Genomic DNA, 15,905 nt, shown 5'->3' with positions numbered 1-15,905 from the left:
TCGCCGAAGCTTCGCGGGGTCCGTGCGTGGCGTCTTCCACTGTGTCCGCGGCTGAGCCATCATGATCCGCCGTCAGCCTTTTGCTGATCACAAAGAGGTGAGGCGCATGGCCAGGCTCCGTATGGGTGAGGGAATTCTCCGCCGCAAACCCATTGAGCACATCGAGGAGACGGAACTCGTCGAGGGCACCCGGCTGGAACGGTCGCTCGGGCTGTGGCAGCTCACCGCGATCGGCGTGGGCGGCATCATCGGCGCGGGCATCTTCACCCTCGCGGGCACCGTGGCGAACGGTACCGCGGGGCCGGCCGTGCTCATCTCCTTCCTCATCGCCGGTGTGGCCAGTGCCGCGGCGGCGCTGTCGTACGCGGAGTTCGCGGGGCTCATCCCGAAGGCGGGGTCGGCGTACACGTACGGCTACGCGGTGCTCGGCGAGATCGTGGGCTGGTTCATCGGCTGGGACCTGCTGCTGGAGTACACGGCGATCGTGGCGGTGGTGGCGATCGGCATCTCCGGCTACTTCAGCTTCCTCGTCGGCGAGACGGGCGCCGACCTGCCGAGCTGGATGCTGGGGGCGCCCGGCACCGGCGGCGGGCACCGCGTCGACCTGTTCGCCGCGCTGCTGTGCCTGCTCATCGCGTACCTGCTGAACCTGGGGATCAAGAACGCGGCCCGCTTCGAGACCGCCGTGGTCGTGCTGAAGGTGCTGGTCGTGCTGCTGGTCATCGGGGTCGGCGTCTTCTACATCAACACCGACAACTACACGCCGTTCTTCCCGTTCGGCATCAGCGGCGCGTTCACCGGTGCGGCGACCGTGTTCTTCGCGGTCTTCGGCTACGACGCGATGTCGACGGCGGCCGAGGAGTCGAAGGACGCGCAGCGGCACATGCCGAAGGCGATCCTCTACTCGCTGGCGATCTCGATGGTGCTGTACGTGGCCGCCTGCCTGGTGCTCACGGGCATGCAGAACTACCAGGACATCGACCCGGAGAGCGGGTTCTCTACGGCGTTCAAGTCGGTGGGGCTGAGCGGGCTCGCGGATGTGATCGCGGTGGGGGCCATCATCGGCATCCTGACGGTGATGTTCACCTTCATGCTGGGCGTGACCCGCGTGTGGTTCGCGATGGCCCGCGACGGGCTGCTGCCCGAGTGGTTCGCCAAGACGCATCCGACACGGCACGTCCCGACCCGCGTCACCTGGATCGTCGGGTTCGCCTCGGCCGCCATCGCCGGCTTCCTGCCGATCGGCGAGGCGGCCGAGCTGACCAACATCGGCATCCTGCTGGCGTTCGTGGTGGTGTGTGCGGCGGTGATCGTGCTGCGGTACCGGCAGCCGGAGCTGCCGCGGACGTTCCGTACGCCGTGGATGCCGTTCGTGCCGGCGGTGGGCATCGTCTTCTCGCTCTGGCTGATCACGTTCCTGCGGTGGCAGACCTGGGTGCGCTTCGCCGTGTGGTTCGCGCTCGGCCTCGTGATCTACTTCGGGTACTCGTACCGGCGGTCGGAGCTGGCCCGCCGTTAGCCGGGGGGCAGGGTCCCGACGTCCGGAGCCTGCTCGCCGAAGTGTCGTCGCAGATGCCGCCGGATGAACCGGTCGCCGCTGCGCAGCAGGTACGCGCGTCCCGCCGCGGTGCGGCCGAGGACGTGGTACCGCAGGAGGTTGGCGGCCAGCAGGGGTGGCACGGCCCAGGGCAGGGAATCGGGCAGGCCCAGGTCCCGCATGCCCCGGCGGCCGAGGAAGTAGCGCAGCATGCTCAGCAGCCGCGCCCGGGCATGGGCGCGGCGCACCCGGGCGAAGCGGGTGAAGTGCAGGGAGCCCTGGGCCGCCACGAGGGCGCCCGCCAGCGGCGGGCCGGCCGTACCGCCGTAGCTCTGGGTGAGCAACAGGTGGTAGTTGAAACGATGTTGCGCAAGCTCGCGGTCGAAGAGCCAGTCCTCGTCCACGCCCATCAGGTGGCCCACGTACTTCCACAGGTGCATCAGGGCCCGCGACTCGGCGCGCGTGACACGGACCCCGAGGAGGCGGACTCCGAGCAGCTGGACCGCGTTGAACAGGCCGAGGGTGGCGGCCAGGTCGGACCGGTTGACCGGCAGTCCCCAACGGCCGGTGTCCCAGCGCCCGTTCCGCTCGGCCGCGTGGTTGACCAGGGCGTGCATGAGGCGGACGTGCACCGTGAGGCGGAAGCCCTGGCCGTCGCGGCGCATCGCGTCGTGGCCGGTGACCGCGGTCGCCCACTGCTGGGTCTCGGCGATCCGGCGCAGTGCGGATCCACCGGTCAGGCCGCCGGTCTCGACCAGCAGGTTCGGCGGTCCGTCGAACCGGTAGGAGCCGATCAGTGCCAGCTGCAACATGACGTCGGCGGAGTTGCGGCCGAACCTGCGGGCCACCCGGCCGCCCTCGTTGACCAGGTCGAAGTCGACCCAGGCCGGTACGGCGTCGACCGCGGCGAAGAAGTCGCGCAGCGCCCGGGGCGCCGACGGCACCGCGTCGATCCCGTCGGCGAGGGCGCGTCGGAACTGCCTCATCGACACCCGCTCCGGATCCGCCGTGTCGGAGGTCCTCATGGCGCTCGCCAGCGCCGCTGCGATCTCGTCGCGCGCCATCAGCCGCTCGCCGATGGACGCCAGCAGGTCCGGGTCCACACCGCCTCGGCCCCACAGCAGCATCCGCAGCGGCCTGCCGAGACGGCGGTTGAGGCTCTCGGTCTCGCGGAAGCGTCGCGGGTACGGGGTCGGGGGCGCCGTCACGTCATCCGGTCCGACGGGGCTCTCACACTTCGCAGGCTCGTGTGCCACCATGTGTCGATGCTGACGGCTGCTCGTACTCGCGTTCAATTCGCGTTCTGACGCCCATGTCATCGCCCCGTCCCGGCGCGCGGCGCACCACGGCCGCTCGCGTCTCGCCGCGCAGGGCGCCGCGCCAGGAACGGTCCCGGGCGATGGTGGAGCGCATCCTCGACGCCGGGGGGCGGGTCCTGGCCGAACACGGCTACGAGGGGGCGTCGACCAGCAGGATCGCGGCGACGGCCGGGGTCAGCCCCGGCTCGCTGTACCAGTACTTCCCGCACAAGGACGCCATCGTCTCGGCGGTCCTGGAGCGCTACGGCGACGCACTCGTCTCCCACGTCACCGCCCGTATGTCCGGCCAGTTCGAGCAGTCCGCGCCCGTGATCGTCCGCAGCACCCTCACCGCACTGCTCGACGGACTCGACGTGGAGCCGCCGTTCCTGCGTGCGGCGGTCGAGGACGGCCCCCGGCTCGACGACGGTCGCACGCTGCGCGCCTTCGAGCAGCGCATCGGTGAGCTGGTCCTCGCCTATCTGACGACACAGCGCCGGGGACTGCGGCCGGACGCCTCCCTCGACACGGCGGTGTGGATGCTGGTGCGTACGGTCGAGCACCTCACCGTGCGGTACCTCCTCGACCGGCCGCCCATCCCGAGGGAGCGGTTCCTCGAGGAACTCACCCACCTCGCTCTGAACTACCTCAGGCCGGCCTCGTGACGCCCGCTCGGGCTCGGCCGGGTGAGGACACTCAGATACTCACGGCTTCGCCCGGCTCGAGGGCGAGGGCTTCGTACGCCTCGGTCGCGGCCGCGTCGAGGAAACGGGACAGTTCGTCGGGCCGGGTGTCGTAGAAGCCGGTGATGTGGAATCCGTCGTAGTGGATCGGCACCGCGATTCCCGCTCCCAGCAGTCGCGCGGCCACGGCCGCGTGCTCGGCGTCGAGCGAGGCCGGGTACGGGCTCGCCGGCTGACAGTGCGGGAAACACACGGTCGGTCCGTTGATGGGCGTCAGCACGGCGTCGAAGGGGCCGAACCGGTGGGCGGCGCGCCACCAGTAGCCGTGGAACATGCTGTCGCCCAGGTGGATGACACGCTTTCCGCCGGCCGCGACCGCCCAGGACACCTGTGGATCTCCGAGCGCGTCGACCGCCGGGACCGCCGCGACGGTGAACGGTCCCACCGTGGCGGTCTCCCACAGCCCCATCGCTCGACGGGGCAGATCCCACCGGGTGAGTTCCCCGTCGGCCTGGAGCGTCCAGAGGTTCTCGTGGTCGTCGCCGCCGTAGGGCCGGGGGTGCAGAACCGTGCCTCCGGGACGCAGTGCCCGGGCGAGCGCGGCCGCGTCCGTGTGGTCTCGATGCAGGTGCGTGCAGAGCCCCGCGAGCACCTGACCCTGCGTGTGCGGAGGTGTGACCGTCGGCATGGGGGCCGACAGGGGCGTTCCCTCCAGGACGCCTTCGGGCCGGCCGAGCAGGTCGATGACCAGGCTCTCGCCCTGCGCTTCGAGTTCCACTCCGGCCCAGCCCAGCCATCTGATACGCACACCCGCCCCCTTGACGTACGATCGTTCGCCAAAATTTAGCACACGATCGTTCGCTAAACAGCCGGTCGGAGGGAATTGGCCGACGGCCGCGGCACACCTCCCCTCCCGGCCCTCCCGGCCGGGCTAACGCCCCCCCAAGCGCAGTAATCCGCCCCTGACCCGCGGCTCCTTCGCAAAGGCGCCCGGAAAGCGAGCCCACCGGCCCCGAGGAACCCTCCCGTTGCGCCACGGAGATCAAGTCGAGTGGCAGACCGCCGGTGGACGACGGATGCTGAAGCCGGTTTCGCGAGGCCACGCATGCGTGACCCCGCAGCGCCCGGGCCGCCATGGCCGCACCGCGGACCGCACTCGGCGCGAGGCAGCCGGGCGCCGGTCGCACCGGTCCACGCCGATCAACATTCCCTCAAGGAGTCGCATTGGTGGACAAATCTGCCGAGTCTCTCACGACGACCATGCCGAATGAATCCGCAGTCGCCACGTGCAGCACCGGCGTCTCGCCGGCGGAGAGGACTCCGCCGGCGGAGAGCAGCCCGTCGAGAGACGTGGAGAGGGAATTCGCCGAGATCCTCGCCGGCGTCATATGCGTCGATCGGGTGCCGTTCGACAGTGATTTCTTCGCGGACCTCGGCGGTAATTCACTGGTGATGGCCCAGTTCTGCGCACGGGTCAGGAAGCGCGCCGATCTGCCGTCCGTGTCGATGAAGGACGTCTACCGTCATCCGACGGTCCGCAGTCTGGCGACGGCGCTCGCCGATACGGACGTCACGGCCGGAATCGGTTCCGCCGCGCCGCACGTCGCCGCGAGTTCACCGGCCCCGCCCCCGTCGGAGGCGGTTTCTCCGGCCGGCGCACTGCAGTACACCCTCTGCGGAGCGCTGCAGTTCCTGCTATTTCTGGCCTATTCGTTCACCGCCGCACTGATCGCCGCCCGCGGCTATGAATGGGTGTCCGCGGGATCGGATCTGGCCGACCTCTACCTGAGATCGGTCGCGTTCGGCGGCGCCGCCCTCATCGGCATGTGCGCTTTCCCGATCGCGGCCAAGTGGATCCTCGTCGGCCGGTGGACCGCGCGGGAATTCCCCGTCTGGGGCCTGACCTATCTGCGCTTCTGGACCGTCAAGGTGCTGCTCCACGCCAACCCGATGGTCTTCTTCGTCGGCAATCCCCTGTACGTGCTGTACCTCCGGGCCCTCGGTGCGCGGATCGGCAAGGACGTCACGATCCTCTCCCGCTCGGTTCCGGTCTGCACCGACCTGCTCACGATCGGCGCCGGTACGGTGATCCGCAAGGAGTCGTTCTTCCTCTGCTACCGGGCGCACGCCGGCCGCATCCAGACGGGCCGGGTCACTCTCGGCCGGGACGTGTTCATCGGCGAGAAGACCGTGCTCGACATCGACACGGCCCTGGGCGACGGGGCGCAGCTCGGTCACACGTCCTCGCTCCACCGGGGCCAGGCGGTCCCCGACGGCCAGCGGTGGCACGGCTCTCCGGCGCAGCGCACGGAGGTCGACTACGTGCGGGTCCCGCCCGCCAGGTGCGGCGCCCTGCGCCGGGCCGGCTTCGCCCTCGCCACCGTGGGTCAGCTGTTCCTCCTCGGCGTGCCGCTGGCCGTCGGGGGACCGTACGTGCTGCTGACCGAGGTGCCCGCGCTGAGCGACCGGCTGGGTCCGGGAGCGGCGGGACTCGTGTCGCCGGAGCTCTACCTCGACGCGTTGATCGTCTCCTCGGTCCTCTTCTTCGGCTTCGTCGTCGTGGGCGCCGCCCTTCTGTTCGCCGTTCCACGTCTGATGAACCTGGTCATCGAACCGGACAGGGTGTATCCGCTGTACGGCTTCCACTACTCGACGCACCGGGCGATCACACGCATCACCAATGTCAAGTTCTTCAAATGGCTGCTGGGTGACAGCTCCTACATCGTCCACTATCTGCGCGGCCTGGGGTACGACCTGTCCCGGGTGGAGCAGACCGGGTCGAATTTCGGCACGGAAGTGCAGCACGAGACCCCCTATCTGTGCTCCGTGGGAAGCGGCACGATGGTCGCCGACGGCCTGTCCATCGTCAACGCCGAATTTTCGAGTACGTCGTTCCGGGTGTCCCGGACGTCGATCGGGCCGCACAACTTCCTCGGGAACAACATCGCCTATCCGGCCGGGGGCAGGACGGGCGACAACTGCCTGCTCGCGACGAAGGTGATGATTCCGCTCGACGGCGAGGTACGCGAGGGGGTGGGTCTGCTCGGCTCACCGTGCTTCGAGATTCCCCGGTCGGTGGAACGCGACTCCCGCTTCGACCACTTGCGGACCGGGGACGCGTTGCGTCGCAGCCTCGCCGCGAAGAACCGCTACAACATCCGGTCGATGGTCCTCTTCCTGCTCCTGCGGTGGCTGTACTTCTTCGTGCTCACGGTGATCGCCTTCGCGGACGTCGAGGTGTACGACTCCTTCGGACATGTGTCGATCGCGGCGTTCCTGGTGTTCAGCCTGGTGTTCACCCCCCTCTACTACGCCTTGGTGGAGCGAGCCGTCGTGGCCTTCCGCGGGCTGCAACCGCGCCTGTGCTCCATCTACGAACCGTATTTCTGGTGGCACGAGCGGCTGTGGAAGGTGCCTGACGAGCATCTCCAGATCTTCAACGGCACCCCTTTCAAGACCGTGCTCTGGCGCCTCCTGGGGGTGCGGATCGGCAGCAGGGTCTTCGACGACGGCTGCTACATCACGGAGCGGCAGCTCACCACCATCGGGAACGGCTGCACCCTCAACGTGGGGAGCAAGGTCCAGTGCCACTCGCAGGAGGACGGCACGTTCAAGTCCGACCGCAGCACGATCGGCGAGGGAGCCACCCTCGGTATCGGCACCCATGTGCACTACGGCGTGACGATGGGCGACGGATCGGTGCTCGCGCCCGACTCCTTCCTGATGAAGGGGGAGGAAGTCCCCCGGCACGCGCGGTGGGGCGGAAACCCCGCCACGGAGATGCGGGACACCCCCGGTCCGACGGCGGCGACGACGGCAGTGCAGCTGCCCTGACCGGCGGCGACAGCGACAGACACGGTGGCCTTGGCGAGTGGAGAGGGACGCGACGATGGCAACGCGAGCAGAGGCGGATCGGGAGTTCTGGCGCGGTGTGCTCACCGCCGGCGGACCCACCACGATCCCGCGGTGGACGCTCCGTCCGGTGACGGGCGTCGCCGAGCACGAGAGCACGGTCCCGGGTGACGTCATGGAGGCCGTGCGCCGGTCGGCGAAGGCCCTCGTGATACCGCTGGACTCCGTGCTGCTGGCCGCGCACACCGTGGTCGTCGCCGCGCTGTCCGGCGAGCAGGACGTCACGACCGGCTACGTGCCCACGGAGGGCGGCCCGCCGTTGCCCTGCCGGCTGACGACGGCACCGCGGTCGTGGCGGGCGCTGCTGGTGGAGACCCACCGTGTCGCGTCGGAGGTGCTGTCCCGTCAGGACTTCCCGGTCGACGACCTCGGTCGCGAGCTGGGCCTGACCGAACCGTCGTTCGAGACCGTCCTCGATCCGCACGCGGCCTCCGGTCCTCGTCCGGCCGGCGCCGGCGGCGGTCCCGACGCGGACACCGTGCTCCGGGTGGGATTCTCGGAGCACGGCGGCCGGACCGTGCTGCGGCTGCGGTACCGGACCGACGTACTCGACGCGGACTGCGCGGCCAGGATCGCCGGCTACCACCTCACCGCGCTCGCGCTCATCGCCGCGGACCCGGAAGCCGAGCACGCGCGGCAGAGCCTGCTGTCCGCCGAGGAGCTCCGGTTCCAGCTCGAAGGACTGGCCGGACCGCGCCGTACCCTGCCGGACGCCCGGGCGCACGAGGTGTTCGAGCAGCGGGTGAAGGACCACCCGGACGCCGTCGCCGCCGTGCACGGCGAACGGCAGTGGACCTACCGGGAACTCAACGCCCGTGCCAACCGGCTGGCACGGGCCCTGCTGGCCCGCGGGCTGCGGCGCGAGGGCGTCGTCGCGGTGGTGACCGAGCGGAACCTGGACTGGATGGCCTCCGTCCTCGCGGTGTTCAAGGCCGGAGGCGTGTACCTGCCCGTCGAGCCGCGCTTCCCGGCCGACCGCATCGCGGCCATGCTCGCGCGCGCCGAGTGCGAGCTGGTGCTCACCGAACCCTTGGGCACCGACTCGCTCGACCGGGCGCTGGACTCGCTCCCCGGTGTCCACAAGCTCGTCATCGGCACGGCGTACGACGAGGGCCACTCCGACGACGACCCGGGCATCGCCGTCACCGCGGACCAGCTCGCCTACATCTACTTCACGTCCGGCTCCACGGGAGAGCCCAAGGGCGCGATGTGCGAGCACGCCGGCCTGCTCAACCACCTCTACGCCAAGATCGACGACCTGGAGATCGGCGAGGGCCTGGTGGTCGCCCAGACCGCGCCCCAGTGCTTCGACATCTCGCTGTGGCAGCTGGTGTCCGCGCTCCTGGTCGGCGGCCGGACCCTGCTGGTCGAGCAGGAGGTGATCCTGGACGTCCAGAGGTTCGTCGACCGGATCGCCCGCGGCCGGGTCGCCGTGCTCCAGGTCGTCCCGTCGTACCTCGAAGTGGTCCTGGCGTACCTGGAGCAGCACCCGCGTGAGCTGCCCGCCCTGCGGTGCGTGTCCGTCACCGGTGAGGCGTTGAAGAAGGAGCTCACCCAGCGCTGGTTCACGGCCGAACCCGGCATCAAGCTGGTCAACGCGTACGGCCTGACCGAGACCTCCGACGACACCAACCACGAGGTCATGGACCGGGTGCCGGACCGCGAGCGGGTCCCGCTCGGCCGCCCCGTCGGCAATGTGCACGTCTACGTCGTCGACGAGCGACTGTCGCCGGTGCCGCTCGGCGCGCCCGGCGAGATCGTCTTCTCCGGTGTGTGCGTCGGCCGCGGATACGTCAACGACCCGGAGCGCACCGCACAGGCCTTCCTGCCCGATCCGCACCGCGAGGGAGCCCGGCTGTACCGCAGTGGCGACCACGGCCGCTGGCTGCCCGAGGGCAAGCTGGAGTTCCTCGGACGCCGCGACACCCAGGTCAAGATCCGTGGCTTCAGGATCGAGATCGGGGAGATCGAGAACACCCTGCTGCGGGTGCCCGGTGTCCGCGACGGTGCGGTGGTGGTCGTCGAGGGGCCGGACGGGAGCAAGCGCCTCGTGGCCTTCTGCACCGGCCCGCGGCCGTGCCCCGCGGAGGACCTGCGGGACCGGCTGCGCGCATCGCTGCCGCCGTACATGGTGCCGTCGGCCTTCCACTGGCGGGAGCGGCTGCCCCTGACCGCCAACGGCAAGACCGACAAGAGGGCACTGGCGGCACTCGCGGCGGGCCTCGACGCCGTCGAGGACGTCGACGGAGGCCACCGGGCGCCGGGCACGCCGACCGAGCGGCGGCTGGCGGCCGCCTGGGCGGAGGTGCTCGGCATCCCGCAGGACCGGATCGATCGACGGGACCACTTCTTCGACCGGGGCGGCACGTCGCTGTCGGCCGTGAAGCTGGCGATCACCCTGGACCGCGCGGTGTCGCTCAAGGACGTGACCCGTCATCCGGTCCTCGCCGATCTGGCCGCCCTGGTCGACGGCAGGTCCGACCGGCGTACCGGGCTGCTCCAGTCCCTGTACGAGCCGGAGGGCACCCCGACCGGTGTCCTGGTGTGCTTCCCCTACGCGGGCGGCAACGCGGTGAACTTCCAGCCGATGGCCAGGGCGCTGCGGGGCAGTGGGATCGCCGTCTTCGCCGTCGAGCTGCCCGGTCACGACGTGGCCGCCGAGAGCGAGCCCTTCGCGCCGTTCGCGGACGTCGTCGCCCAGGTCGTCGCCGAGATCGCCGACCGCGGCCTGTCCGACGTCCTGCTGTGGGGTCACTCCTCGGGCGCGGCCTTCGCCGTGGAGACGGCCAGGCAGCTCCAGGAGCGCGGGCTCGACGTCCGACGGGTGTTCGTCGCCGCTTCGCTGCCCGGCGACACCGCCGGGCAACGCGACGTGGTCACCGAGCTGAGCGTGCACAGCGACGCCGAGATCGCCGCGAGGCTGAGCAGGGACGGCGGCTACACCCAGCTCCACGAGTTGGACGCGCAGCGCGCCGAACACGTCGGTGCCGCCTACCGGCACGACTTCGTGTCGGCACACCGCCATCTCGCCGGCCTCCTCGACACTCCCCCGGTGGTGAAGCTGTCCGCGCCGCTCACCGTGGTCGTCGCCGCCGACGACCCGGTCACCGCCGGTCACCCACGTCGCCACCGCGACTGGGAGCTCCTCGCCACCCGCGTCGACCTGCACGAACTCAGCGAGGGCGGCCACTACTTCCTGCGTACCCGTCCGGCCGAGGCGGCACAGGTCGTCCTGCGCGCCACCGAACTGCTCCCTTCTCCCTGAGCGGTACCCGGCCGCACTTCACGCACATCGAAAGGAAACCGAGATGTCCCCCACATCACCGGCGTCGCCGCTGGACGACGTCGAGCTCAGACCCGGCCGGCCCCCGGTCCTGCGGGCCGCCACCCCCGGCGACGCGCCGGGGTGGGCGGCCGGGCACCGGGAGGCGCTGCGTGCCGTCGTCGCCGAACACGGCTGCGTCCTGGTCCGCGGTCTCGGGCTGCGCGACGTGCCCGGGGCCCGCGCCGTCTTCGAACGGCTGAGCACCGGCCTGATGACCGAGCGGGAGGCCTTCGCGCCCCGGCAGGCGTACGCGGACGGCGTGTACTCCTCGGCGCAGTGGCCGCCGAACCAGCCCATGTGCATGCACCACGAGCTGAGCTACACGCTCGAGGTCCCCGGCCTGATGCTGTTCGCCTGCCTCACCGCGCCCGACGAGGGCGGGGCGACCGGAGTGGCCGACGCGGCGACCGTGCTGGAGCAGTTGCCCACCGAGCTGACCGACCGCTTCGAGCGGGAGGGCTGGCTGCTCACCCGCAGCTACAACGACGAGATCGGGTCGTCCGTCGGCGAGGCGTTCGGCACCGACGACCGGGCCGCCGTCGAGCGGTACTGCCGCGCCAACGCGATCGCGTACGACTGGCGGCCCGACGGGACGCTGCGCACGAGGCAGCGCCGCAGCGCCGTGACGCGCCATCCGGTCACCGGCCGGCGCTGCTGGTTCAACCAGATCGCCTTCCTCAACGAGTGGACGCTGGCTCCCGAGGTCCGCGACTACCTGATCGAGGTCTACGGCGCCGACGGCCTGCCCTTCAACACCCGTTTCGGGGGCGGCGACCCGATCGGCGAGGACGTCGTGCAGCTGCTCAACAAGGTGTACGAGGCCAACACCGCACGCGAGCCCTGGCAGGCCGGCGACCTGATGCTCGTCGACAACATCCGCACCGCGCACAGCCGGGAGCCCTACGCGGGCCCGCGCGACGTACTCGTCGCGATGGCCGACCCGGTACGACCGTCCGCGTCCTCGCCGACCTTCGAGGAGACAGCCCGATGACCAGCCGCCCGACGACCACCGTCCCCACCGAAGCGACCGCGTCCGCGACGGCCGAGCCGCACCCCGTGCCCCCCTTCGCGGTGATCTCCGGTGCCCAGGTCCAGCAGGTGCTGGAGGGCAGCGAGAAGCAGATCGTCGAGTTGGTCGAGGCCACCTACCGGCTGCACGGCGCCGGCGACTCGGTGAACCCGCCGTCGTACTTCCTGCGGTTCCCCGACCGCCCGTCCTCCCGGATCATCGCGCTGCCGGCCTCGATCGGCGGACACGTGCGGGTGGACGGGCTGAAGTGGATCTCCAGCTTCCCGGAGAACGTACGGGCCGGGATCCCGAGGGCGTCCGCCGTACTGATCCTCAACGACCGGGACACCGGCTACCCGTTCGCCTGCCTGGAGAGTTCCGTCATCAGCGCCACCAGGACGGCCGCGTCGGCGGCGCTGGCCGCCGACCGGCTCAGCCGGGGCCGGACCCGGCCCACGCGCGTCGGGTTCTTCGGCACCGGCCTGATCGCCCGCTACATCCACACGTTCCTGGCCGGCAGCGGCTGGTCGTTCGACGAGATCGGCGTGCACGACCTGGCCGCCGACAGCGCGGCGGGGTTCCGCCGCTACCTCGAACAGTCGGGCACCACGGGCCGGATCACGGTGCACGACGGCGCCGAGGAGCTGATCCGCGGCAGCGACCTGGTGGTCTTCGCCACCGTCGCCGGTGAGCCGCACGTCAGCGACCCCACGTGGTTCTCCCACGACCCCCTGGTGCTGCACGTGTCACTGCGCGACCTCGCACCGGAGATCATCCTCGCCTCGACCAACATCGTCGACGACGTCGAGCACTGCCTGAAGGCCGACACCTCGCCCCATCTGGCCGAGCAGCTCACGGGCAACCGGGACTTCCTCCAGGGCACCTTGGACGACGTGATGGCCGGGCGGGTGACGGTGCCGGAGGGCCGGCCGGTGATCTTCTCGCCCTTCGGCCTCGGGGTGCTCGACCTCGCGGTCGGCAAGTACGTCTACGACGAGGTGGTCCGCTCCGGAGAGCTGCGCGTCGTCGACGACTTCTTCCACGAACTGCGGCGGTACGGATGACCGTCCCGGAGCGCTTCGGCTCCGGCGTCCGCCACCCGGCCGCGCCGGCACCGTACCCGACGAGGAACCGGAGGCATGACACCCCCCACGACCGGAGGGACGTTCCGAAAGTCCTGCTGCAGATGAGGAGGAGGCCGTCGTGCCCGTCATATCGACTCCCCATGCCTTCAACGAACCGCAACTCTATGTCGACCTTCAGTCCATCTTCGGGCGCTCCCTGTTCCTGAAGTGCGAGGGCTTCAACTTCGCCGGCTCGATCAAGCTCAAGGCCGCGACCGAGATGGTCGAGACCGCCGAGCGGGAGGGCGTCATCAAACCGGAGTCGATCCTGGTCGAGTCCTCGTCCGGCAACCTCGGCGTGGCCCTGAGCATGATCGCCGCGAGCAAGGGCTACCAGTTCCTGTGCGTGACGGACTCCCGGTGCAACCTGTCGACCAGACTCATGATGGAGGCCTTGGGCAGCCGGGTGCACACCATCACCGACCTGGACGCCAACGGGGGCTTCCTGGGCGCGCGGATCGACTACGTCCGGGCGCTGTCCGATGCCGACGACCGGTACGTGTGGCTCAGCCAGTACACCAACCCGAGCAACTGGAAGGCCCATTACCACAGGACGGCGCCGGAGATCGCGCAGTCCTTCCCGCGCCTGGACGTCCTGTTCGTCGGGGCCGGCACCACCGGAACCCTGATGGGCTGCGCGCGTTACTTCCGCGAGTGGCACCGTCCGGTGCGGATCGTCGCGGTGGACGCCACCGGCTCGGTGATCTTCGGTGGTGCGCCGGGCCGCCGTATGATCCCCGGCCTCGGTATGAGCATGCGTCCACCGCTGCTCGACGAGTCCTACGTGGACGAGGTGGTGCACGTCGAGGAGACGGACACCATCCGCGCCTGCCATCGTCTGGCCAGGAACGGATTCCTGTTCGGCGGCTCCACCGGTACGGTCGTCAGCGGCGCGATGCGCTGGCTGGCCGACCACGACGCGCAGGACCTCACGGCGGTGGCCATCGCCCCGGACCTCGGTGAGCGCTACCTCGACACCATCTACCAGTCCAACTGGCTCCAGCACCTCTACGGCGAGGACGTGCTCACCGTGGACGACACGGACGACGGTTCCTGGGCGGCCGGCCCGGTGCCCACGCGTCAGGTGAGCCGCTCACCGCGTCAGCCGCAGACCGGCGACGGCGGCGAACAGGACCGTCAGGCGTAGGCCGCCCCGCGTCGGCGGTGTGCCGCTCGTACCGGCCGCCGTCGCGCAGCACGTCACCCGCCCGCCCCGATGGCGTTGTAGGCGGACAGCCAGCCGATACCGAGGTGGTCGCCCCGGGTGAACACCGCTCCCCCGCGGTGCTGTCCCGAGGCGTCCGGGCCGGAGCCGGGAAGGGGGTACGGAAGGTCGGCGGCGGTGCCGTCGCCGGTGTGGCGGACCACCGCGGTGCCGGTCCACAGGTGGACCGTGGTGCCGCGGGGTGCGCGGACGCGGACGCCGTCGGGGCGGTGGTCCGATTCGATGCCGGTGGTGCGGGTGGCGAGCAGCGCGCGGTAGTCGTCGAGAGGGAAACGGCACGTAGCGGGGGGTGTGCTGCCGGACCAGTCGGGGGGCGTCGACGCCCCGTTGCCGGGCGGCGCGCCACAGATCGCCGCGTGGGGTCGCCGCGGGGAAGGGGCCTCGGGCGAGGCGGGGCGGCCTCCTCGCTCGCTGCCCCTTCCGACGTGGGGTCAGTCGCGGCCGAGCACCGTGCCGACCCCGAGCTGCATGAGGTCCTCCCCGACGATCAGCCGCCCCGAGTAGCCGCGTTGGGCGAGTCGCCAGCGGGAGAGGGCGTTGTTCGCGGGCACGAGGTGGTTCAGGACCAGGTTCTTCGCTCCGGCGGGCTGTGCGACGTCCCGGCCGACCTGCTCGATGGTGGTGTGCGCGGCGAGCAGATGCTCCTTCAGTGCTTCTGCGGTCCCGGCGGGCAGGGCGGCGGTGAGCCGGTCGACGAACTGGGGGTCGATGACTTCGTGGACGAGGTAGTCGCAGTCCCGGGCCAGGTCGATCAGGTTCTCGCTGACGGCCGTGTCCCCGGACACGACGACCGAACCGTCCGGGGTGTCGAACCGGAACGCGAAGGCGGGGGCGGTCGGATGGTGGTCGACGAGGGTGGCGGTGACCCGGACGTCGCCGTCCGTCCACACCTCGATCGGCGCGTTCAGCCGGGGCGGTCTGCCCTGGGCGTCCACGGTCCACAGGTCGCCGATCGGGATGTCCTGGACGTCGAAGAGGGTGTCGGGGCTGGTGGCGTTGCTGTCCCGGGCCCGGTCGTTGAGGTCCTGGGCGAACGCCTTGCGCAGGTGGGCGGTCATCCCCGCGATGCCCGGGGTCGGGTCGTCCGGGTTGAAGACGGCGGGCGCCGTACGGTCGTCCGGGAAGACGCGGGTGAGGCTGCCGCGGTCCCCGGGGCCGAACACCCTGATGGCGGGAAGGGTTCGCCCGACGATGTTCATCGCGCCGGTCGAGTACACCGTGGGCCAGTCCGTGAAATGGTCACTGTGCAGGTGGGTGAAGAAGATGCCCTGGACCGTGGACAGGGTCGAGCCCAGACCGGTCTTCGGGGCGAGTCCGCTCTGCGCCAGCCGCAGGAAGGCGCCGACGCCGAGGTCGACCACGTACACACGGCCGTCGTGAACGATGGCCGTCGAGGCGCCGTACCGCTCACCGCCCAGCAGCGCCGGGCCACCGCCCGTACCCAGCAGGACGATCCGGGTGCGGTGCCGCGAGGCGGACGAGGAGGCAGCTGCCGCAGTGGCCGCGACGGCCTGGCCGCCACCGCCGGCGGCCAGGAGGCCCCCGGTGGCCACGCCCGCCCCCACCGCCTTCAGGACCTTTCGCCTGCTCGGTTCGGGCAGCGCGTCGACTTGCCGCATGACGGAAGCGATGACATCACACACAGGATCAGGCCTTTCCGTTCTCCGGTCTTTCCGGCGGGCGCCGCCTTCGACCCGGGGCGGACAGGGGCACCGGCCCTGGGGGACCTCGGCAGCCACCGACCCCAGCGACTATGCAGGCCGGAACCCGGCAGGCCCAGCCCCCGCACGAT

At 70.7% G+C, this 15,905-nt stretch carries 11 protein-coding genes; 7 read left to right on the top strand and 4 right to left on the bottom strand.

The window, feature by feature from the left end; all coding sequences use genetic code 11:
- The first annotated feature begins 106 nt into the window (after positions 1-106).
- Entirely contained in the window at positions 107-1,519 is a 1,413-nt protein-coding gene (locus tag ACIP67_RS03200; RefSeq protein ID WP_401686506.1) for an amino acid permease, read from the top strand.
- Here the strand turns inward: ACIP67_RS03200 and ACIP67_RS03195 are convergent.
- Complete coding sequence (locus ACIP67_RS03195; protein ID WP_401686504.1) at positions 1,516-2,745, bottom strand: oxygenase MpaB family protein; 1,230 nt, start codon at positions 2,743-2,745, stop codon at positions 1,516-1,518. The genes ACIP67_RS03200 and ACIP67_RS03195 overlap by 4 nt on opposite strands.
- Positions 2,746-2,936: 191 nt before the next feature.
- Between ACIP67_RS03195 and ACIP67_RS03190 the strand changes: the two genes are divergently transcribed.
- Positions 2,937-3,500, top strand: a complete 564-nt coding sequence (locus tag ACIP67_RS03190; protein ID WP_401686501.1) for a TetR/AcrR family transcriptional regulator — start codon at positions 2,937-2,939, stop codon at positions 3,498-3,500.
- Positions 3,501-3,531: 31 nt separating this feature from the next.
- Here ACIP67_RS03190 and ACIP67_RS03185 read toward each other — a convergent pair whose 3' ends face one another.
- A complete protein-coding gene (locus tag ACIP67_RS03185) occupies positions 3,532-4,326 on the bottom strand; it encodes an MBL fold metallo-hydrolase (protein ID WP_401686498.1) in 795 nt (264 codons plus the stop codon).
- Positions 4,327-4,778: 452 nt separating this feature from the next.
- On the opposite strand from ACIP67_RS03185, the gene ACIP67_RS03180 reads away from it, so the two are divergent.
- The 5 genes from ACIP67_RS03180 (at position 4,779) to sbnA (ending at position 14,035) form a co-directional block, all read left to right on the top strand.
- Positions 4,779-7,352 (top strand): Pls/PosA family non-ribosomal peptide synthetase, encoded by a 2,574-nt coding sequence (locus ACIP67_RS03180; protein WP_401686495.1) that lies wholly within the window; start codon positions 4,779-4,781, stop codon positions 7,350-7,352.
- Between the two features lie 55 nt (positions 7,353-7,407).
- Positions 7,408-10,695 carry an amino acid adenylation domain-containing protein gene (locus ACIP67_RS03175; protein WP_401686493.1) on the top strand — a complete coding sequence of 1,096 codons (3,288 nt, stop codon included), beginning with the start codon at positions 7,408-7,410 and terminating at the stop codon, positions 10,693-10,695.
- Between the two features lie 43 nt (positions 10,696-10,738).
- Entirely contained in the window at positions 10,739-11,746 is a 1,008-nt protein-coding gene (locus tag ACIP67_RS03170; protein WP_401686490.1) for a TauD/TfdA family dioxygenase, read from the top strand.
- A complete protein-coding gene (gene sbnB / locus ACIP67_RS03165) occupies positions 11,743-12,828 on the top strand; it encodes a 2,3-diaminopropionate biosynthesis protein SbnB (RefSeq protein WP_401686487.1) in 1,086 nt (361 codons plus the stop codon). Before ACIP67_RS03170 ends, sbnB begins: the two co-directional genes overlap by 4 nt.
- Before the next feature lie 139 nt (positions 12,829-12,967).
- The gene (gene sbnA / locus ACIP67_RS03160; RefSeq protein WP_401686484.1) at positions 12,968-14,035 is read left to right on the top strand and encodes a 2,3-diaminopropionate biosynthesis protein SbnA; all 1,068 of its coding nucleotides are present in this window, start codon (positions 12,968-12,970) and stop codon (positions 14,033-14,035) included.
- 53 nt (positions 14,036-14,088) lie between these two features.
- On the opposite strand, the gene ACIP67_RS03155 is transcribed toward sbnA, so the two are convergent.
- Positions 14,089-14,256, bottom strand: a complete 168-nt coding sequence (locus ACIP67_RS03155; protein ID WP_401686481.1) for a hypothetical protein — start codon at positions 14,254-14,256, stop codon at positions 14,089-14,091.
- Between the two features lie 288 nt (positions 14,257-14,544).
- Complete coding sequence (locus ACIP67_RS03150; protein ID WP_401686478.1) at positions 14,545-15,732, bottom strand: MBL fold metallo-hydrolase; 1,188 nt, start codon at positions 15,730-15,732, stop codon at positions 14,545-14,547.
- Between the last annotated feature and the right edge of the window lie 173 nt (positions 15,733-15,905).

It is taken from the genome of Streptomyces sp. NPDC088812 (genome assembly GCF_044750285.1).
Lineage (GTDB): Bacteria > Actinomycetota > Actinomycetes > Streptomycetales > Streptomycetaceae > Streptomyces.
The sequence above is the reverse complement of the archived record's forward strand: the minus strand, read 5'-3'. Positions and strand labels throughout refer to the sequence as shown.

Excerpts from the sequence above, each read along its gene's own strand:
- ACIP67_RS03190 (WP_401686501.1), top strand. The coding sequence starts at position 2,937 with ATGGTGGAGCGCATCCTCGACGCCGGGGGGCGGGTCCTGGCCGAACAC.
- ACIP67_RS03180 (WP_401686495.1), top strand. The coding sequence starts at position 4,779 with ATGCCGAATGAATCCGCAGTCGCCACGTGCAGCACCGGCGTCTCGCCG.
- ACIP67_RS03170 (WP_401686490.1), top strand. The coding sequence starts at position 10,739 with ATGTCCCCCACATCACCGGCGTCGCCGCTGGACGACGTCGAGCTCAGA.
- ACIP67_RS03200 (WP_401686506.1), top strand. The coding sequence starts at position 107 with ATGGCCAGGCTCCGTATGGGTGAGGGAATTCTCCGCCGCAAACCCATT.
- ACIP67_RS03175 (WP_401686493.1), top strand. The coding sequence starts at position 7,408 with ATGGCAACGCGAGCAGAGGCGGATCGGGAGTTCTGGCGCGGTGTGCTC.
- sbnB (WP_401686487.1), top strand. The coding sequence starts at position 11,743 with ATGACCAGCCGCCCGACGACCACCGTCCCCACCGAAGCGACCGCGTCC.
- ACIP67_RS03150 (WP_401686478.1), bottom strand. The coding sequence starts at position 15,732 with ATGCGGCAAGTCGACGCGCTGCCCGAACCGAGCAGGCGAAAGGTCCTG.